Annotated in this window: 17 protein-coding genes; 7 read left to right on the forward strand and 10 right to left on the reverse strand. The window is 59.0% G+C overall.

What is annotated here, in order from left to right:
- The 3 genes from Q0G85_RS09085 to Q0G85_RS09095 all read left to right on the forward strand — a co-directional run.
- Positions 1-296: 5'-methylthioadenosine/S-adenosylhomocysteine nucleosidase (locus Q0G85_RS09085; RefSeq protein ID WP_297157047.1), on the forward strand; the 296-nt coding region annotated here is incomplete at its 5' end.
- Positions 296-916 carry a CrcB family protein gene (locus Q0G85_RS09090; RefSeq protein WP_297157050.1) on the forward strand — a complete coding sequence of 207 codons (621 nt, stop codon included), beginning with the start codon at positions 296-298 and terminating at the stop codon, positions 914-916. The genes Q0G85_RS09085 and Q0G85_RS09090, both read left to right, overlap by 1 nt.
- Positions 913-1,287, forward strand: coding sequence for a CrcB family protein (locus Q0G85_RS09095; protein WP_297157052.1), 375 nt, complete (start codon positions 913-915; stop codon positions 1,285-1,287). The genes Q0G85_RS09090 and Q0G85_RS09095 overlap by 4 nt, the downstream gene beginning before the upstream one ends.
- An 81-nt stretch (positions 1,288-1,368) precedes the next feature.
- Here the strand turns inward: Q0G85_RS09095 and Q0G85_RS09100 are convergent, their stop codons facing one another.
- The 4 genes from Q0G85_RS09100 to Q0G85_RS09115 form a co-directional block, all read right to left on the reverse strand.
- Positions 1,369-3,240, reverse strand: coding sequence for a BspA family leucine-rich repeat surface protein (locus Q0G85_RS09100; protein WP_297157055.1), 1,872 nt, complete (start codon positions 3,238-3,240; stop codon positions 1,369-1,371).
- 85 nt (positions 3,241-3,325) lie between these two features.
- A complete protein-coding gene (locus Q0G85_RS09105; RefSeq protein WP_297157059.1) occupies positions 3,326-3,895 on the reverse strand; it encodes a hypothetical protein in 570 nt (189 codons plus the stop codon).
- A 118-nt stretch (positions 3,896-4,013) separates the two neighbouring features.
- On the reverse strand, positions 4,014-4,532 hold the full coding sequence (locus Q0G85_RS09110) for a hypothetical protein (protein ID WP_297157062.1): 519 nt from the start codon (positions 4,530-4,532) through the stop codon (positions 4,014-4,016).
- Between the two features lie 422 nt (positions 4,533-4,954).
- Positions 4,955-5,341 (reverse strand): heavy-metal-associated domain-containing protein, encoded by a 387-nt coding sequence (locus Q0G85_RS09115; RefSeq protein WP_297157066.1) that lies wholly within the window; start codon positions 5,339-5,341, stop codon positions 4,955-4,957.
- Between the two features lie 512 nt (positions 5,342-5,853).
- Between Q0G85_RS09115 and Q0G85_RS09120 the strand changes: the two genes are divergently transcribed.
- Positions 5,854-6,438 (forward strand): type IV toxin-antitoxin system AbiEi family antitoxin domain-containing protein, encoded by a 585-nt coding sequence (locus tag Q0G85_RS09120; RefSeq protein ID WP_297157069.1) that lies wholly within the window; start codon positions 5,854-5,856, stop codon positions 6,436-6,438.
- A complete protein-coding gene (locus Q0G85_RS09125; protein ID WP_297157074.1) occupies positions 6,435-7,280 on the forward strand; it encodes a nucleotidyl transferase AbiEii/AbiGii toxin family protein in 846 nt (281 codons plus the stop codon). Before Q0G85_RS09120 ends, Q0G85_RS09125 begins: the two co-directional genes overlap by 4 nt.
- Before the next feature lie 101 nt (positions 7,281-7,381).
- Here the strand turns inward: Q0G85_RS09125 and mcrC are convergent, their stop codons facing one another.
- From mcrC to Q0G85_RS09145, 4 genes are all read right to left on the reverse strand, one after another.
- Positions 7,382-8,404 carry a 5-methylcytosine-specific restriction endonuclease system specificity protein McrC gene (gene mcrC / locus Q0G85_RS09130; RefSeq protein WP_297157077.1) on the reverse strand — a complete coding sequence of 341 codons (1,023 nt, stop codon included), beginning with the start codon at positions 8,402-8,404 and terminating at the stop codon, positions 7,382-7,384.
- Between the two features lie 23 nt (positions 8,405-8,427).
- Positions 8,428-10,662, reverse strand: a complete 2,235-nt coding sequence (locus tag Q0G85_RS09135) for an AAA family ATPase (RefSeq protein ID WP_297157080.1) — start codon at positions 10,660-10,662, stop codon at positions 8,428-8,430.
- A gap of 69 nt (positions 10,663-10,731) precedes the next feature.
- The gene (locus Q0G85_RS09140; protein ID WP_297157083.1) at positions 10,732-13,362 is read right to left on the reverse strand and encodes an RNA helicase; all 2,631 of its coding nucleotides are present in this window, start codon (positions 13,360-13,362) and stop codon (positions 10,732-10,734) included.
- Between the two features lie 124 nt (positions 13,363-13,486).
- Entirely contained in the window at positions 13,487-14,503 is a 1,017-nt protein-coding gene (locus Q0G85_RS09145; RefSeq protein WP_297157087.1) for a YafY family protein, read from the reverse strand.
- Between the two features lie 214 nt (positions 14,504-14,717).
- Between Q0G85_RS09145 and Q0G85_RS09150 the strand changes: the two genes are divergently transcribed.
- Positions 14,718-16,004, forward strand: coding sequence for a radical SAM protein (locus tag Q0G85_RS09150; protein WP_297157090.1), 1,287 nt, complete (start codon positions 14,718-14,720; stop codon positions 16,002-16,004).
- A 192-nt stretch (positions 16,005-16,196) separates the two neighbouring features.
- On the opposite strand, the gene thrH is transcribed toward Q0G85_RS09150, so the two are convergent.
- Together thrH and Q0G85_RS09160 are read right to left on the reverse strand one after the other, a co-directional pair.
- Positions 16,197-16,796, reverse strand: coding sequence for a bifunctional phosphoserine phosphatase/homoserine phosphotransferase ThrH (gene thrH, locus Q0G85_RS09155; RefSeq protein WP_297157093.1), 600 nt, complete (start codon positions 16,794-16,796; stop codon positions 16,197-16,199).
- Positions 16,797-16,899: 103 nt separating this feature from the next.
- Entirely contained in the window at positions 16,900-17,874 is a 975-nt protein-coding gene (locus Q0G85_RS09160; protein ID WP_297157096.1) for a C-terminal binding protein, read from the reverse strand.
- A gap of 623 nt (positions 17,875-18,497) precedes the next feature.
- Here Q0G85_RS09160 and Q0G85_RS09165 point away from each other — a divergent pair.
- Positions 18,498-18,797, forward strand: a 300-nt coding sequence (locus Q0G85_RS09165; RefSeq protein ID WP_297157099.1) for an EamA family transporter, incomplete at its 3' end; no start/stop codon positions are given.

Below are 18,797 nucleotides of genomic sequence, written 5' to 3' on the forward strand. Positions count from 1 at the left end.
CCGCAGACGCCCTCAACATCCAAGCATGGGAAGGACGCGTAGCCTCGGGTGACGTGTTCGTGCGCGAAGAGGCCGACAAGGAACGCATCACCGACACGTTTGAAGCAAGCTGCTGCGAGATGGAAGGCGCGGCAATCGCCCAGGTCTGTTGGCTGAACCATGTTCCTTTCGCCATCGTGCGCGCCATTTCCGACAAAGCGGACGGCACCGACTACATCGACTACCCCACCTTCGAGGCGCAAGCCGCGCGCCAATGCGCCGCACTCGTCACCCAGATGATGGGCCACCTAGGGTAATGTCCGCGCAAACGCATACCGCCGCTCGCGCCCAAGCGCTGCTTCGCCGAAGGGGTGCGCTCACGCCGCTCATTCTCGTTATGGGGTTCATCGGCGCGTCGCTTCGCTACCTTTTGGAATGCGCGATGCCCGCAAACGGCGGCTTTCCCCTAGCGACGCTCGTCATCAACATTTTCGGGTGCTTCGTATTGGAGCTGGTGAACCAATACGTCGGGCGTCGCATGCACTTGCCGGGCGCCCTGGTGAAGTCGCTTGGCGTAGGGCTTGTGGGCGCCTTCACCACCATCTCGGCGTTCTCGACCGAGTGTCTCGCTTTTCTGCAGGCAGGCGAGGTCGGCCTGTGGGCAGCCTATATCACAGCGACGCTTGCGACGACGTTTCTCGCCTCGCTTGCGGGGCACGCCACTTGCCGTGGCCTCGACGCCTGCCGCCTTGCGCGCATCGAACGGCGCCGCGACGCCATTCATCGTGCGCACGCTGCGCGACGTGCAAGGATGATGCGCGAGGTCGACCCGGCGAAAGGCCAAGCAAGAACCAAGTTCACGCAAGACTGGGCCACCCGCAATACGGATGATGCCGCCACGTCTTCCTCTCGCGCAGAAGAGGGTGAAAAGCGATGAGCCCGCTTCTGCTTATTGCCGTGGGAATCGGCGGGGCCTTAGGAGCGCTTTGCCGCAGCAAGACCACGGGGTTCCTGAAGGCGCGCATTCACAGCGATTTCCCGGCGGCCACGCTCATCATCAACCTCTGTTCCTGCACCTTGGCCGGCATCGCATTGGCTGTGCAGGCAAACTTGAACGAGGTATTCTATCTTGCTGCAACGATGGGGTTCCTCGGCGGGTTTTCCACCCTGTCGACCATGAACTATGAGGCAGTGGAGCTCGTCTTGGGCGGCAAGCGCACACTTGGCGCAGGATATCTTGCCGCGACCTACGTGAGCACCCTCGGCGCTGCGGCGGTAGGGTTCGCCCTCGCAAGTGTGATTCTCTAGCCCTCGATCGGGGCGATGCCAGCCCTTGATAAGTTAGGTTACTTGGAACTTTTGATCGACTATCGCTCGTCTTCGCACGCCCTACGGGAGGGAAGCCATGATGCGACCGCTTTCGCCTTCATCTGGCCGAGCGATCGTATCTTCGCGCGCGGCTTCTTCAGGCCCAGCGGACTCGTCTTCCCCCGACGTATCTCCGGCCCCGGTCAAAGCGACGGCGCGATACGTGTCAGCCTTGTTGCCCGGCACTGCAGAGGGCGCGTAGGCCGCACCGTCTGACACCGCATGCCACAAGCCATCGGCCCCAGGAATATTCGATGCGCTCGGCTGAGGCAGGAAGCACTTTGAACCAACCCATGTGAATGACTCGCCGAGCGTCACCTCCGCAAGCTTCGAGCAGCTGGAGAACAGATTCGCCATCGTCTCCGCACTTGATGTGTCGAACGAGGACAGATCGAGGGCCCGAAGCGAAGAGCAGCCATTGAAGAGATAACTTATATCCCTCGCGGCCGACGTATCGAATGATGAAAGGTCGAGCGACGTCAGCGAGCTGCATCCTGAAAACATATGGTTGAAATCGGTGACGGTCGACGTCTTAATGCCGGCAAGGTTCACCGACTCGAGCTTCGAACAATCTGCGAACAGATAACTGAGGTTCCTTGCGGATGATGTATCGAGCAGTGAAAGGTCGATCCGCTTAAGACCCGAGCAACCCGAGAACATCCCGTAGAACCTCTCCACGTTGGCGGTTGACGCCCTCGACAGGTCGAGCTCGGTCAAAGACTTGCACCCGTAGAACACCTGCGAGAGATCGGTGGCGGAGGCGGTATCGAACATTGACACATCGAGGATAGAAAGCGAGGCACAATTGTAGAACATCGAGGCGAAGGTGGTTGCGTTGCCCGTGTCGAAGTGAGACAAGTCGAGGGATCGAAGCGAGCGGCACCCGTAGAACATCTGCTCAAACGTAGTTGCACTGGACGTCTTGAACGACGAAACATCGAGCTCCTCAAGGGCAGCACAGCAATAGAACATCTGCCTGAAGCTATTCCCGCTCGATGTGTCCCAACCTGTGAGGTTTACGCTCCGAAGCGCCGAGCAATCCTGAAAGGCGTCGGCAAACGACCTGACTGAGCTTGTATCGAGCGCGGAAAGATCGATCTCAGTGAGGGATTTGCACCTTGAGAAGGCATATTCCATGTTCGTCGTTTTCGATGTGTCGAGCTTGGAGATGTTGACCGATACGAGGTTGTTGCACTCGAAGAACCACGCGTACATCGTCTGCGGGGCGACCCCCTCATCGACGACCGCGACGCGCTCGATTTTGCGCGCAATGCCTTTCCACGGCGGGGCGCTCTTCGTGTTCTTGATATTTGCGTACACTGCCGTCGCCGTCTTCCCCTCGAAAACGCTTCCCTGAACAGGCAAGGAGCGGCGCTTGTAGAAGGTGAGCGAGGCGTCGTCTTCCGAATAAACGGCGAACGGGACGGAGTCCGGATCGCTGGGTTCCGTCGACTGGGCGCAGAAGAGGAATGACGCGGAAAGCAGCGTCACAGGGTGCTGGGATGCTTGCTCGAACAGGTCGGCGTGCGTTGCGGGGTCGATCTGGGACACCGCCCAGCTCACGTCGAGCGACCCCTGAGCAGGAACGATCAGCGTCGGGTCGTAGGACGCAAAGCCCCCTTGGTAGTTGAGCAGCGTCGACCCGCCCACCTTCGCCGAAATCGAGATGTCGTCGTAGTCGGTTTTCGCCGAGGCCATGGCAAGACGCGCCGGGGTGCTCCCCGAGTTTTCAATCTTCCACAAGGTCGGTGTCGCGACCGTCCCGTCGGAGAGCAGCGCACACGGCACAGTCGTGGGCATAGTCACCACGATCGTGTCGTCTTCCGCAGCCGCGCCTTCTCCTGTTTCGTCAGCGTAAGCGGGTGCAAGCGAGAAAGCAAGGCACCAAGCCACTGCAAAAGCTGCCGCGGTTGCAACCGCGGCAGCATGGCATATTCTCGCTATTCCCCGCACGTGATACATGTGATGCGGCTATTTGTTACTGCGCAGCGCCGGAAGCGACGGTCCAGGTGACAGTCGCAGCCTTCTGCGCCGTCGAGATGTCGGCGGTCACGCGCGCAATCTTCGCATTGGTGATGTCGAGGGAGATCTTATCGTTCGCAGAGCCAGCATAGCCCATGTTCCAAGCCGTATTGGCAGAGGTATCGACAGATGCAGCGGCCTGCAAGCCGTTAACCATGAACTGGAAGGCGTTCGCGTCGGTGCCCACCGTCACGTCAGCGACGAGCTTGAACGGAGACTGCTCAGTGACAGCCATGTTCACCACGTGAATCGGGAAAACCGACTTGTTCTGAATTTGCAGGGCATCCGCAGAAGGAGCCAGCATCGTGCCATCGGCCTTGGCGACGAAGGGAATCTGAGTCGGAACCGAGAACGACAGATCGTCACCACCGGGTTCGGGGGTCACGGACTGGATGGTCACATCCGTCGACTGAGCGGAGGTGCCGTCGGCGTAGGCGAAGGCGGGGGTTGCGATGGCGGTGGCCATCACAAGGCTCACAGCCAGCGCACCCACGCGCGTCTTGAACTTCTTGCTGTTTGCGTCCATTGAAGGACTCCTTTCTTGTTCGAATCGGGGCTTTCCCGCCCCATATCTGTTTATGCTGCCGAAGATATTTCGGCAGCTTGATACCTTGTTGATTTCGGATTGTGTGTCTTACCTGGCCTTACTGGCTTCCGCTTAAGTCGGCCGCTACGATATCGACGGCAACGGACTGGGGATTTCCCGACGGCGCGCCGGTCTCGGGGTCGCATCCTTGCACGGTCACGGTAGCGGATCCCTCATGGGCATCCGGCGCTTCGCACCATTCGACGACTTCACCGGGGGCGATAAGCCCAGAGCTGTACAGCTCGATGCCGTCCTGAGTGAGGGTGAACGTCTGCGCGAACTTGTTTTCAGCCACGTTCGAAACGTTCACGCGCACTTTCCCATCGACCAGCTTGGGCTTCGCCGACACAGAGACCGTCATGCGCGACTCCTCCGCCTGACGATTAAGCTCGGCAATGATCTCCTCGTCGCTTTTGCCCTCTTGAGTTTGCACGGTCGCTCCAGGGTCAGCCTTAGGCTGAGCGAATTGCCACATCGCACAGCTGCCGATGGAAAGAAGCAGGAGAAGAAGAACTATGAGGATAATGATGCGCCGCTTCTTTTTGCGCGAGTTATCTTCCTGCTCTATTTCGTTCAATTCCCCACCCTTTGTCGACTCGTTGCGTTTCGAGTCATGCCCTGCACGAATGCAGCGTTAGGCCCTCGTTCATTCGATTGAATTGCGTGATAGAGGCAATTCCGTGAATTCGAACAAACCTTTGGCATTTTCGCTGCTGGATTATTTTGCAAAACCCGCTTCATGTGACAAGAGCAATGTATTAAATAGCATTCAAACTATAAAACCACTCCATATTACATGTCGTCATCTGCGTTACCCCAACATTGCTGTAGCGGTCTTCCCCTGTCAGCGCGAAACAGCTGCCCCGCCATTTTGGTGCAACGATAGCGGTATCGTCGCCTCCGGTACAGCGGCCGCTACCCGCGTCGTCTCGTCGCAGCGCGACACCAAAGCGAAGCGGAACCCCTTCTCGGTTATGCGGAAGACTCAGCGAACGAAGGTTAATCGCGATGCGACACGTAGTAACCTGCGTCCTCCACCGCTCGCTCGATCACATCGCGCTCGATGGGGGATTTCGCCAGGACACACGCCTTGCCCGACGCCAGGTCGACCTTTGCCCATGTTCCAGGCAGCGCATTGAGGGAATTTTGCACGCGCTCGACGCACTTTTCGCAGGTCATTCCTTTAACTTTCACGTCGAGCGAGTAAGGATAGTTCGCCTCGTCGGTGTCTTCCACCGTGACCGCAGCCACCTTCTTCGCTTTGGGATTTTTAGGCCCGCCACCGCAACAATCGTCCTTCAGCGAGAACACGCGGTAAGCACGGCGAAGCGCGATGGCCATAAGAACCACAATGATGGCAACGATGATGACGGTTGGTGCGTTCATGCGACAGCTCCTCTGAAAGCCCTCTTCGCTTCTTGGATGAGAAAGAAGTTTTCCTTTTGATACTATCGCCAGTGTAGCACGAGAAGTTAGCGAGAGGAAACCATCGAGGAAGGCGGCGTCACAGAGTATTCATATACCCTCTGGGGGTATCGGGAATTGCAAGGGCTGGCACGGTAGACTAGTCGGCATCACCAAGCCATCTACCAGCACATTACAAAAATCAGGCAGTTCTTAATGCTGTCAGAGTACAAGAATCAGGCGGTATTTATGGAGTAAGTGGGTCATCGCTTCTTAAGGCACGTTTTTCGCTTGAGCAATGGCGCAGCAGGTTTACGCAATTGGGCATCCATCATCAAAGCGAATCTAAATCTCGATTCCTTCGATCGCAAGTTTGGGTAGCAGGCAATCGCATACCTCACAAGCAGCGAATCTGGCTGATTATTTGTTTGTACTTTCACGCTGAATTTGCAATAATATTAAGCGTGAAAGTATGCCATCGGAAGGAGGCGACTATGCACGCATTGCTCAAGCTGGCCACGGAGGCCAACGGCTACGGCACCTCCCGCCAGGCAACAGCTGCAGGAATTCCCCGGCGAGAGATTGCGAAAGCGATCGCAGAAGGGCAGCTCATCCAAATTGACCGCGGCTTGTACGCGCTTCCTAGCGTCTGGGAGGACCCCTACCTCGTAGCGCAGCACCGTTTCTCACGTGGGGTTTTCTCCGACGACACAGCTCTTTTCCTGCACGGTATGACCGACCGCGCGCCCTTCTCGCTCACGATGACTTTCCCTCGTGCGTACAACGCGACAGGCGCCCGCAAGGAGGGCATCACGTGCCGCACTTGCGCGAACGACGTCCTCGAACTGGGGCTTTGCGAGCTGGAGACGCCGAATGGCAACACCGTCCGCGCCTACGATCTCGAACGTACGCTGTGCGATATCGTTCGCGGCCAGAAAGTCGTGGACGCCCAGCTTGCGACGCCCGCCATGCGGTCCTACGCGAGAAAGCCCGACCGCGACCCGGCAAAGCTCATGCGCTTCGCTAAGAAACTCGGCGTAGAGAAAAAGATTCGGACGTACCTGGAGGTGCTTCTATGAGAACGACGAACGCCATGCAACTTAAGGCGCGCATTAAGAACAGCGCCCGAGAGGCAGGCATCCCGGCGCAATCGATGATGCAGAATTACCTGTTCGAAAGGTTGCTCGAACGCCTGTCGAAGTCGGAGTGGCGTGACAACGTCGTGATCAAGGGCGGCATGCTCATATCGTCGCTCGTCGGCGTCGCCTCCAGGACCACCATGGACCTCGACACCACCATCCGCGGCTTCGACCTTACGCACGAGACGGCAGCGACTGTTTTCAGACAAATCTCCACAGTTGAGGTGGATGACGATTGGGAATTCGACTTCACCCGCACCGAGGACATCCGCGAAACCGATGATTACCCCGGAATCCGCGTCCACCTCAAGGCAAACTACGCGCCCATGTCGGTGCCGCTGACGGTCGATGTCACCACCGGCGACAAGATTATCCCTGGCCCCATCGAATACGAGTACCCGTTGCTTTTTGACAAGGGCAGCATTAGTCTCATGTCCTACACCATCGAAACGGTGCTCGCCGAAAAACTCGAGACATTAGTGTCGCGCGGCGTCACTAACACCCGCCCGCGCGATTTTTACGACATCCACACACTGTGGCGGCTCAGAGGCGACGAGTGCGATCCAGCGACGCTGCGCGAGGCCGTAGAGGCAACCTGCACCAAGCGCGAGAGCATCACGCGAATGGCCCAATGGGAGCAGGTGCTCAGCGCGGTCGCTTCTGACCAGGCAATGCTGGCCCTCTGGGCCAAATACGCCAAGAAGAACCCGTACGCAACGGGCATCGAACTAGCACGGTGCTGCGAAGACGCGAAGGCAATCCTCTCCGCTCTCTCACTATGAATCTCTTCATCTCCAAGCCATCTACCAACACATTACAAGAATCAGGCAGCTCTTGACAACACACAATAATGAGGCGTGAAAGCATACTGAGATAGACGCCGCTACCTTGCAAGCTTTCCGAAGTGGGCCTCAGCTATGGCGTCGAGTTGGGAGCAGATGACGTCGAAAGGCTGGTTCAGGTCGAGCGTCTTCACGCTTATCCGGTTACCGCTCATCTGGTAGGTGCCGTCGGGCTGGACATCCTCGTCGGTCTTTGCATAGAGCAGCATGCCCGACACCTCGTGGTCAGCGCCCGCGGCAGCGAGCTCCGCCTCCTTGTTCTTCACGTAGGCGAAGATCTGGTACAGATTGCTGGAGTGGATGGTTCGCTTGTCGAATTGCTGCTGCATCGTATGCGCGTAGTACTTCGCGTCGATGATGAGCACGCGGCCGCCTTGCGAGAGCATAATATCGCTGTGCATTGTGGGCAATGCGCCACTGAAGTCGTCGTCGAGCGCCCAGCCGATGTAACTGGCGTTGGCGGAAAGCTCTGGGTGCTCCTTGCGGTAGTACTCCAGCAGGAATTTCTCGTAGAGGCGGCACATGCGCTGCTCATCAAGGAAATCCATCATGCGCGTCGTGCCGTCGGTCTGCGTCTGCAGCAGTCCCTTGGCCACGAGCCAGCACACTGCCATGAGCATGCGGTAGGTGCGATTATTGCGGTCATAGCGCATGCTCCAGTCGACCGCATGCAAATCAACCTGTTCGACGTCGGCAAAGAAGACCATGAGTTTCTTCAGGCTTTTCTTGCGAGCCTTGGAGATATCCGAGCGCACAAGTGCGGATACAGTCGCTTTGATAGCGCGGTTCATCTTGGAGTCAACTGAAAACTCATCATAGGAGCACACCATCTGGCGTCGCAGAAGCACCTGCGATTTTACCGACTCGGTGATCTCCACTTTTCCCCGAAGCGACGAGAGAGCCTCAGTGCGCCCCACGTACTCGCGCCCGAGGCCTCGCTTAACCTGGCTTGCAATGCCGCGCTCCAATATCGCCGCACAGAGCTCCGCCGCATTGTCGAAGTCTTCGGCGGCAACATCTCGCCAGCCCCGCTCGGTCAGCACCGAAAAGGCATAGGCAAGCATATGGTATATGTTCTGGACGCGAATCACCTGAGCGCACCGCGCAGCTGGTCAGCCCACTCGCGTTCCTTGTCCGGCTCGTCGAACCAATACTCCTTAAGCATCGGCACGAGCTCGTACTCCACGATGGCCGAAAGCTTCGCGTCGATGACGTCGCCCGGTTCCATACCGCAGAAGTAGCTGTGACCAATACAGAAACCATCGCCCAAGCTTTCATCACCCGAAATTGTCTCGTTCAACCGCTCGATGACCCGCACAAGCGCATCGAGCTTGGAGCTATCGAGTGACGCCCTGTACTCGCGGAAACCCTCGGAAGCGAATGCCGGCTTCAGGTCGAAGAACGCGAAGCGGCGACGCAGCGCGTAATCGAGCATCGCGAGACTACGGTCAGCGGTGTTCATCATGCCTACCAGATAGACATTGGAAGGCACGTAGAATAGCTCGCGCGAGTAGAGCAGCTGCAGCTTGTTCTTACTACCGCGCTTGTCGTTCTCGATGAGCATGAACAGCTCGCCGAATATCTTAGAGAGGTTGCCGCGGTTGATCTCGTCGATGACGAAAAAGTAGTCGTTGTTCTCGTCCTCGGCGGCGCGCTTGCAGAAGGTATAGAACACGCCCTTCACTAGCTCGAAGCCATCGGCGCTGGGCCTGAAGCCCTCAATGAAGTCCTCATAGGAGTAGCTCTGGTGGAACTGCACCATCATAACGCGGGACGCGTCCTTCACGCCCATCATCGAGTATGCGAGGCGTTTGGCTACGAAAGTCTTGCCCACGCCCGGAGCGCCCTGCAAGATGATGTTCTTCTTGGATCGCAGCACGCCCGTGAGCGTGTCATATGCAGCCTCGCTCATATAGACCTCGGAGAGGAAGTCCTCGACACTGTACAACGGATACTTAACTGCCAGTTCTTCCGCCTCTTCCTGCCCTTCCGCATCCTGCTCGAAGAACGTTTCGATCTTCCCAATGAGATTGGGATAGTCCGTGACGTCGGTCAGAGTCTTCATAGCGAACATCTCATCCATTCGCCAGTTACCCTTGCTGCCCCACTCGACCTTGCGGAGATTCGGGTATAGACCCCCGTCGGGATCGTAGGAATAATCGCCAGCAACAACTCCACACCCCAAGATTTCAGTGCGCCCACGCTTGGCGAATACGACGTCGCCGGGCTTGATGTCATGAACGAACTGCCAGACCGCATGCGCCGAGTTCTTTTGGGAGGTATCGCTGTCGCGAACCTCTTGTAACTTGAGGCGCGCACCCTCCTTCGTATCGTACGAGGAGAGGTCGCCAAGCTCGGACCAGCCAATGCCCATCACGCCGCGGTCAAAGAACTCATCCCACATTCCCGCGCCTTCGCCGGGCGCGTAGAGCCAGTAATGAACGGTTTCGACGTCCGCATCACCAAGGGCGCCGCCCTCCTGTTTCCTGCTACCCGTCCGTGTGCCTATGGTGGGAACACACTTATCCTTGAGGGTGAGTTCGCCCGAAGAAGCAGCCTTCCTCTCCTGGTTGACACGCTCGGATTCAATAAAGGCTGCATTACTGAGCGCTGGGAAGCTGTTCTGCGGGCAGCCCTTGGTATCGAGCGCGCCTTGCACAGTGTCGCAGATCGAAAGATATTGTGCTCCATCGTGAATTGGAGCGTCCTTCTCCTTAGGCATCACTTCGGCGATACGAGCGCCCGCCTTCGCCATGTCGCCCAGATACCAGCGGTTTCTCGAGTCAAGACTGATGAACCTTAGCGGCCTAGTCCAGTAGAGGCCCATAGTGAGTTTCCAGCCAATGCCGAACTGCACGATTGTCGTCTCAAAGGCAGCAACGAATGACTCCCTGGTGCTCTCGTTGTCGTCACCTGCCAGAGCAAGCTCCGCTTCGAATACGCGCCAAAGGTTGTCGATATCGCTCTTGCCGCGCCTTGAATCGCTGCCAAACGCGTAAAACGTTGCATTGAGATTGTTCACGACGGGGATGCCGTCGAAGTCCATGGGCTGGGTTGCATTGACGTCGAACGCTTCAGCAATGCCGGCAATGATCGCCTTTCTATTGACCTCAGAGATACCCTTGTTGAAAAGGCCAAAAACGGTGAAAGGATCGATATCGGCAGGCACTGATTCGCTGTCGAGCTTGGGGAACGGTATTCCGATGTCCTCGTAGACCTTCTGCAGTTTCTCTATGAGCAACCGTCGGTCATCCTTGAACAAGAGCAGCTTGTCTGCCAGCTCGCCATAGAAGCTTATCCATGTGTACTGTTGATCGTCCATAGCATCCGTCCTTTACTCAAGGCTGTTCACATGCGCTGAAAGCTGGCCTCTTGACAGCGTCGCGTCTTCCTATTCCCCTAGGTCCTCGGCGAATCCTACGCGGTAGTTCGTGAACACTACGCCATCGCCTGCCTGCGTGGCGTCCAAATCGACGTCGGCCGCAATCGCGAAGTCGCTGTCGCCCTCCGCATCGTGGAAGATCTGGCGCACATGCCACACATGCGCCGATTCCTCATCGGACTCGTCGAGCACGAGATAAGCCTTCGAGCGCGCGTCCGCATCGAGCAGCAGCTCTTCATGGGCCTCGTAGAACTCATCGAGCGCCACCGCCCAGGCGCGCTCGCCGAAGCCCCAGTCCGCATCCATCTCGCCAAGCGTTGCAACGTCGCGGTGCGCGGCCGCACGCACACGGCTGAACAGGGCATTTCGCACGAGAACAGTAAGCCCACGGCGATCTCGCACCACCGGCTCATCCTCGAGCGAAGGCGGCGCGGCATCAAGCGCGGCACCCGCGTTTTCCCACTCGTCGACCAAGCTCGAGTCGACCGAGCGCACGACAAGCCCCAACCAGGCGACGATGTCTTCGAGCCTCTCATCGCGCTTGCCCTCGGGAACCGTGCGATCGAGCGCGCGAAACGCCTCGGACAAATACCGGAGAAGCGCACCCTCGTAGCGCGTGATCCCCAGCTTCTGGATATACCCCTTGAAATCGGCGGCACTTTCCAGCATGTCGCGCAGCACCGACTTCGGGCGCAGGCAGAAATCGCGTGCCCACGGCACACCCTCGCAATACTTCTCGAAGGCGGCGTCGAGCAGGTCCTCAAGCGGCTTGTCGTAGGTCACGTCCGCGATGCGCTCGAGTCGCTCCTCGTATTCCACGCCGTCCATCTTCATCTCCGCCATGGCTCGGTCGCGCGCACGACGCTCCTGTGCGCGCAGCACCTGCCGCGGATCTTCGAGCGTTGCCTCCACCATCGACACCACGTTGAGCGCGTAGTCTTCGTCTTCGGGGTCCAAAAGCTCCAGTGCCGCAAGCAGGAAGGGAGAAAGCGGCTGATCAAGCGCGAAATCCTCAGGCAAGTCAACCGTTACGAAGTAATTTGCGGAGCCGTCGGGCATCTTCTCTTTCTCCACTACGCCCGCAGCGATGAGCGTCGCAAACACCTCGTCGGCGCGCTGCGAGAGGCCCACCTTCTCCTCGTCGGACTGCAGCGAGTCGGCGATGAGCTCTTCCACGCGGGCGCGGGCGTCGCCCCCCTGCTCCACCTCGGCGAGCACCATCGAGTGCGTGATGCGCATGCGGGGCGTGAGCTTCTCGGGCACCGATTCCACCAGGCGGTTGAAGGTGTCCTCGTTCCAGTTGACGAAGTTCTCGGGCGGCTTTTTCTTCTTTATCTTGCGAAGCTTCTTCGCATCGCCTGCGGCCTTCACCTCTGCCTTGTGGTTCTCGATCTCGTGCTCGGGCGCCTCGGCGATGACCATGCCCTCGGTATCGAAGCCCGAACGACCCGCGCGCCCCGCGATTTGGTGGAACTCGCGCGAACGCAAACGACGCATTTTGTGACCGTCGAACTTCGTGAGCGCGGTGAGCACGACGGTGTGGATAGGCACGTTGATGCCCACGCCAAGCGTGTCGGTGCCGCAAATCACCGGGAGAACGCCCTGCTGAGCGAGCTTTTCAACCAGAAGGCGATAGCGCGGCAGCATGCCCGCATGGTGAACGCCGACGCCGCAGCCGAGCAGGCGCTTTAACGTCTTGCCGAACGCCGTGGTGAAACGCGCGCCCTTCATGGCCTCCTTCACCGCCTCGCGCTGCTCCTTTGTCGCCACGCCATAGCTCGCCAGCGCCGACGCGCTCGAAAGCGCCGCATCCTGCGAGAAATGGACGATGTAGAGCGGCCCCTCCCCTTTTCGCAGCGCGAGCTCGACGGTGCCCTCGAGCGAGGTGAGCGCATATTCGTAGGAAAGCGGCACCGGGCGCGACGCATCGATGACGCGGGAGACGTCCTTGCCCGTTTGCCGCTCAAGCAACCCGGCAATCTGGTCGACGTCGCCGAGCGTGGCGCTCATCAGCAGAAACTGCACATTGGGAAGCGCAAGCAGCGGCACCTGCCACGCCCAACCGCGATCGGAGTCCGAGAAGAAGTGGAACTCGTCCATCGCGACGCTCTCGATGGGGGCGTCTTTGCCCTCGGCAAGCGCTTGGTTCGCGAGAATCTCCTCCGTGCAGCAGATGACCGGTGCCGACGTGTTGATGTGCACGTCGCCTGTAATCATGCCGACGTTCTCGCGCCCCAAGATATCGACCAAGTTGAAGAATTTCTCGCTCACAAGCGCCTTGATGGGCGCCGTGTAGTAAGAACGCTCACCAAAGCACATGGCGATGAAGTGCATGCCAAGCGCTACAAGCGACTTGCCCGACCCGGTTGGCGTGCCCAAAATCACGTGGTCGCCCACCATGATGGACATAAGCGCTTCCTCCTGGTGGGGCCACAAGTCGATTCCGCGCGACTCGACCCAGCCGATGAACGCCTCATAGGCCTCTTCCTCGGTAAGGTTAGGGTTCTCATCGTAGAGCTTGCATGCCAGCGCGCCGAGCTCGCCGGGTTCATGCGCGCGAGATGCATCCGCAAGCTGCGCAACCTCGTTCTCGGGGGTCTGATCGTGTGCAGATGCGCCATCATTGGTTCGTTCAGACAAGGGAGTCGCTCCTCATATCAGGTCGCATACGACAAAAACGGGCGGACCTGCTGGCCCGCCCGACTCAGTCGTCGCGAATTCGCGTTCAGTCTTTCGCAGTGTAGCGCAGCCCGCCCGAATGATGCTAGTACTGCTCGAGAATGGTACGCAGATGTTCCTTGTATCCCTCCACAAGCGATTCCGGCCCTTCGATGCGAACCATGCCGTTGCACCTGACGACCCATCCGTAGAATGCGGGGCCCGCCTCGACCTGCACCTCAATGCGCGCCTCGCCATCGCCAAGATCGGTGGACGAGACATCGCGGCCGAAGCGGTCGATAACAGCGTTCATGGCACGCCCCTCGGCGATCAGCGTCGCATCGACGAACCCTCCGTCCACGGCACCGACGACGGCATTGTCAAGCCGCTCAACCGAAAAATCGCTCGGACGGGGCACCTTCGCCGCCCGTTCCTCGGCAACTTCCACGTAATCCATGCGCCCGACGCGGTAGCCTTCGAACGCATCGGCTTCAGAGTTGTAGGTGATCAGGTAATACACGCCCTGGTTCACGACAATCTCGACAGGCGTCTCCACATAGCGCTCGCCGCTGTGGCGCATAACCTTTTCCTTCGCGGCGTTATAGCTGAAATAGCGGAACGACACCTTGCGCCTGCTCGCGATCGCCTCCTGAATATGGTCGACGTTGTAGAGCAGCGAATCGCCCTGGATCTTGATGCGCCCCTTCACGGAGAGGTGCCTATCGAGAAGATCGCGTTCGCGTTTGGGCGCGAGATGCTTGATCGAACGGACAAGCGCATCGGACTTGCGCTGCGTCAGGTGGCGCGAGCTTTGCACGGCATCCACAATGAGCAGCAAGTCGTCCAACTCAAATGAACGCGTGACAAGCGCATATTCAAGCGGAGCCCGTTGAAACGTCTGGATATCGAGGCCGAACTCCCGCAGTGATTCGATGTCGCGATACACCGACTTGCGCTCCGCCGTAATGCCGTGAGCCTCGAGCCGATCGAGAATCTGGGCCATGGTCAAGCCGGCAACAGCGTCGGTTTCCTCCACGAGCATCTTCGCGATATAGAGCAGCTTCAGTTTTTGCAAGTTGGCGGCCACGGGACACCCTTCCTTTTTATCTTGCAGGTACCCCATGATTATACTTCCTGGTTTCCCCAGGTGAACTAGCGTTCATTACAAGAAATGCGTCGATTATGACATTTGCCCGTCCCAAACTTGTCTCAGGGACACCAAATTGGTCGAAAAACGAACAACTCGGGAAGCCACTTGCACCGCGACGCGCGCAAGCAAGGTCGGCTATAATCGCAAGGCAGACGCAATCGGACAATAACGACTTGGATGTGACCTCATGAACGCTAGCAACCCGGCAGAAAACGACGCCCTCCTCGCGGCACTTCGCCATTACGACGAAGTACGCGACACGTATCTTCACGCGCTCGCCGAGCATGGCGTAAAGTTCGCACCCGCCGGGTCCTCCGATGCCGAAATTGCCCAACTTCGGGGTGAGCTTGCGAAACGCGGGGCCGAGTTCCGCAACGCCGGCGCTTCGATCCGCATGGGCTGGATTTCGAAGGCGTGCATCGAGTGCACGGGAAACAAAGGGTCCGAAACGTTTTCCACCACGTTCAGATGCCATCGCGATTGCTACTTTTGCTTCAACCACAACCAGGCCGACTACGACAAGTTCGTCCGCGAGGGCTGCCCATGGGAGGAAGGCCTCGACCGCGCGGCTGAAACCTACAAAAACGGCCTCGCCGTCATCGGGCTTACCGGAGGCGAGCCGCTGCTGAGCTTCGACGCGTCGATTGCGTTCCTCAACCGCGCGCGCGAGCTTTTCCCCGAAGCGCACAAGCGCATGTACACCTCGGGCGACCTGCTGACGGAGGACATGGCACGCGAACTGCGCGACGCCGGCCTTCAGGAAATCCGCTTTAGCGTGAAGGACTTCGACCCCGAGCCCATGCAGGAACGCGTGCTCGACGCGATGCGCCTGGCGAAGCGCTTCATTCCCGACGTCATGGTGGAGATGCCCATCATTCCCGGCACCGAAGCGCGCATGAAGGAGCTGCTCGCAAGCTTCGAGGAAATCGGCATCCGCGGGATCAACATGCTCGAATTCTGCTTCCCCTTCCACAGCTGGGAAGAGTTCGCCCGCCGCGGCCTTGTCGTGCGCAACCCGCCCTTCGACGTGATGTACGACTACGGCTATTCGGGCGGCCTGCCCATCGCCGGCAGCGAGCAACTTGCACTCTCGCTGATGATTTGGGCGTATGACCAGGGGTTCTCGTTCGGCATGCACTACTGCTCGCTCGACAACAAGCACCGAAGCGAGATGCGTCAGCGAAACGAGCGCGCGGCACACGCGCACCCGTGCTTCTCCTTTGACGAGGGGGATTTCTTCCTGAAGACAGCGAAGGTGTTCGGCGCCGACCGCGAAGTGGCAAAACCCGTCCTCGCCACGGCTGGATGCAACACGATGGTCGACAACGACGAGGAGGACTCGACCACCTTCCCCCTGCGCTTCCTGGAGTTCCTGCGCGGAGTGAACATCACTCCCGCCGTCGCGTATGCCGTGCTCGAGTCTGACGAGAACGGCTCCTACATCCAAGAGCTCGACCTGCGCGTGGCAGAATAGCGGGGCGGCGCGAGCGGCAACGAGGAGCGGTGGCGTGGCGAGGTGACGCGACAAGGCTGCCCAGCGAAGCGGCGGAGTTGACCCGTCGAAGCGACACGAACTATTCGCAACCTAAGGGACTGGGGCCGCTAACCCATCGGTGCGAACACGCTGCCGAACCTCGCGTTCGCACCGACCGTACGTGGCAACTTTCTACAGCGCGGCCTCGATTGCAGCGAGGAGCTCGTCGTATTCCTCGAGCGTAGGCACATCGGGGTTCTCGGCTTTCGTCGACGGCGCGCCCTTGAACAGCCAGCCCGCCTTGCTTGCGCGGATCATGCCCAAGTCGTTGTACGAGTCGCCTGCGGCGATAGTTTCCATCCCGCAGCTTTGAAGCGCGCGGACGGTCGTGAGCTTCGTCTGGTCGCAGCGCATCTTGTAACCGGTGATGGCGCCGTCCTCTGCCACCTCGAGAGAGTTGCAGAAGATGGTCGGCCAGCCGAGCTTGCGCATAAGCGGCTGCGCGAACTGCTCGAACGTGTCGGAAATAATGATGACCTGCGTCTTCTCGCGCAGTGCATCGAGAAACTCGCGCGCGCCCTCCATCGGCTCGATTGTCGCGATGACGTTCTGGATCTCGGCGAGCCCAAGGCCATGCTCGCGCAGGATACCCAAGCGGAAGTTCATGAGCTTATCGTAATCGGGCTCGTCACGCGTCGTGCGTTCAAGCTCGGGGATGCCGCTCGCCTTGGCGAATGCAATCCAAATCTCGGGGACGAGCACGCCTTCCAAATCCAAACAAACCACATTCATAGGACATCCTTTCCTGATGCAGGCTCATGGCGTTGGGCAACCCAGCGCGGTGGGAATACGAGCCCGCGGGACGCGACGTCGCGAGTCGGGCGGGCGTGTCCCATCATAACCTATCGAAAACCTCGGCATTCAAGCAATCGGCTGGACGGCGCCCGCACACGACGTCGATGGCGCTTTGCATCGTGCGCTCGCGCAGCTCGCGCCCCGACTCCTCCGACCAGTACGCCGCGTGCGAAGTGAGCACCGTATGCGGCGCCTGCATGATCGGGTGGCTGAAATCAAGCGGCTCGTCCTCGAACACGTCGATTCCCGCTCCCCATAGTTTCCCCTCTTCAAGCGCCTGGGCGAGAGCAATCGTGTCGATCACTGCACCGCGCGCCGTGTTCACGACGACCGCACCTGACTTCATGGTCGCAATCCGCTCGGCGGACAGCAGATGGTGAGTTTCGGGCGTAAGAGCCGTATGGAAGCTCACCACATCGCACGTGCGCAAGAGCTCATCAAGCGAGAGGATGTCGTAGCCTTCGGGGGTACGACGACCAGGCACGAGCGACCGGGATTGACACACCACGCGGAAACCGAGCCCTGCCGCTTTGCGAGCCGTGGCACGACCGATTTCGCCCATGCCAACCACTCCGAAGGTGCGTCCGCGCACCTGCCCTAGCGGACGACGGCAAGCGTAGTCCCACTTCCCCGCCCGCATGTCCGCGTCGATCTCGTTGATGCGACGCAGTACGCACAGCGTGAGGGCGATCGCGTGGTCGCTGACGACCTCGGTGCCGTATCCGGGCGCCGTGCAGACCGCCACCCCGTGCTCGGTTGCGGCGGGAAGGTCAATGCTGTCGTAGCCCACGCCCGTACGGCTAACCACCTTCAGGCGAGGGGCGAGCGCCTCGAACACGCGGCGCGGGAAATTCGCATAGGAGGTCACAATGCCGTCCGCATCGGCGGCGTTCCGAATGACCGCATCGGCGTCGCGTTCGTGGAACACTGCGATATCGACCCCGGCTTCCCGCGCCATACGCTCCTCGAAATCGGAATTCTCGAAATCATTGTCGACCACCACGATTTTGGGCATCTCAAACCGCCTTCCTCTTCGTTTTCTGGTCGATTGTAGAGCAAGAAGGCAAGTTGGTGGTCAACTGAGCGAGTTGTGCGCTCCTCTTTTTGCCCCGCGGTCGCACGGAAATTTTGCGACCAGGCATTTTGCTCGCTCAGAAACCCAATCGCCCCTTCGAAGAGCGAAAGATTGTTATTATCGTATCCCCGAGTGTCGCATAACTCGTCCAGTTGACCACCAACTCATGAGTTTGCTCTATAGAGACGGCAAAAGGGAGACAACTCTTCATCGTGCCCGCCTTCGCCTTCGCCGCTTCGAAAGCCGCGACGAAACGCGCCCCCCGTGCGGGCGCGCGGCAAGAGTCGCCTGCGCGGGAGGCCATGCGCTCGCTCACCGATCGCAAGCGGGGTCGTTTCGCTCATATCCCTTGAACTGTTTGGCGCGTCGTGCATAATGTTCAATTCGAATGGCTTCTTCGATAGCTCACATGCTCTCCTCACCGCACGAGAAACATGAAGGCCTCCTCGTCGCGCAAGCACCAGAGGATTCATTTTGCAAGCTCGATTGACGAGGTGGCCGGCATCCTAGGTCCATTGCGCTAGCCGTTTCATTTCTCCGAGTTGCCAGGAGCACAAGCAATCATGAGCGCCCTCGACAAGCAATATCCGACGAACGTTTATCGCGTCATCCTTGCGACAGCTGCCACCATCTGGGGCTTAGGCTTCGTGATCGGCAAAAGCGCCATCAGCACCGTTGGCGCCACATGGTTCACCGCCATTCGCTTTTTTGGGGCAGGCATCGTCTTGCTTATCATCTTGTTTTCCCATATCAAGCGCAATTTTTGTCGCAAAACGCTGAAGGCGGGCATGATTATCGGCGTTGCAACGTTTCTCGGATTCTGGACGCAGTTTCTGGGCCTGGGCATGACGACACCCTCGAAG

This window comes from uncultured Ellagibacter sp., assembly GCF_934617235.1.
Classification (GTDB): Bacteria; Actinomycetota; Coriobacteriia; order Coriobacteriales; family Eggerthellaceae; genus Ellagibacter.

Bases quoted from the DNA above. Each gene is read 5' to 3' on its own strand.
- Q0G85_RS09150 (WP_297157090.1), top strand. From the start codon at position 14,718: ATGAACGCTAGCAACCCGGCAGAAAACGACGCCCTCCTCGCGGCACTT.
- Q0G85_RS09115 (WP_297157066.1), bottom strand. From the start codon at position 5,341: ATGAACGCACCAACCGTCATCATCGTTGCCATCATTGTGGTTCTTATG.
- Q0G85_RS09145 (WP_297157087.1), bottom strand. From the start codon at position 14,503: ATGGGGTACCTGCAAGATAAAAAGGAAGGGTGTCCCGTGGCCGCCAAC.
- Q0G85_RS09095 (WP_297157052.1), top strand. From the start codon at position 913: ATGAGCCCGCTTCTGCTTATTGCCGTGGGAATCGGCGGGGCCTTAGGA.
- Q0G85_RS09090 (WP_297157050.1), top strand. From the start codon at position 296: ATGTCCGCGCAAACGCATACCGCCGCTCGCGCCCAAGCGCTGCTTCGC.
- Q0G85_RS09160 (WP_297157096.1), bottom strand. From the start codon at position 17,874: ATGCCCAAAATCGTGGTGGTCGACAATGATTTCGAGAATTCCGATTTC.
- Q0G85_RS09105 (WP_297157059.1), bottom strand. From the start codon at position 3,895: ATGGACGCAAACAGCAAGAAGTTCAAGACGCGCGTGGGTGCGCTGGCT.
- mcrC (WP_297157077.1), bottom strand. From the start codon at position 8,404: ATGCTTGCCTATGCCTTTTCGGTGCTGACCGAGCGGGGCTGGCGAGAT.
- Q0G85_RS09135 (WP_297157080.1), bottom strand. From the start codon at position 10,662: ATGGACGATCAACAGTACACATGGATAAGCTTCTATGGCGAGCTGGCA.
- thrH (WP_297157093.1), bottom strand. From the start codon at position 16,796: ATGAATGTGGTTTGTTTGGATTTGGAAGGCGTGCTCGTCCCCGAGATT.
- Q0G85_RS09120 (WP_297157069.1), top strand. From the start codon at position 5,854: ATGCACGCATTGCTCAAGCTGGCCACGGAGGCCAACGGCTACGGCACC.
- Q0G85_RS09125 (WP_297157074.1), top strand. From the start codon at position 6,435: ATGAGAACGACGAACGCCATGCAACTTAAGGCGCGCATTAAGAACAGC.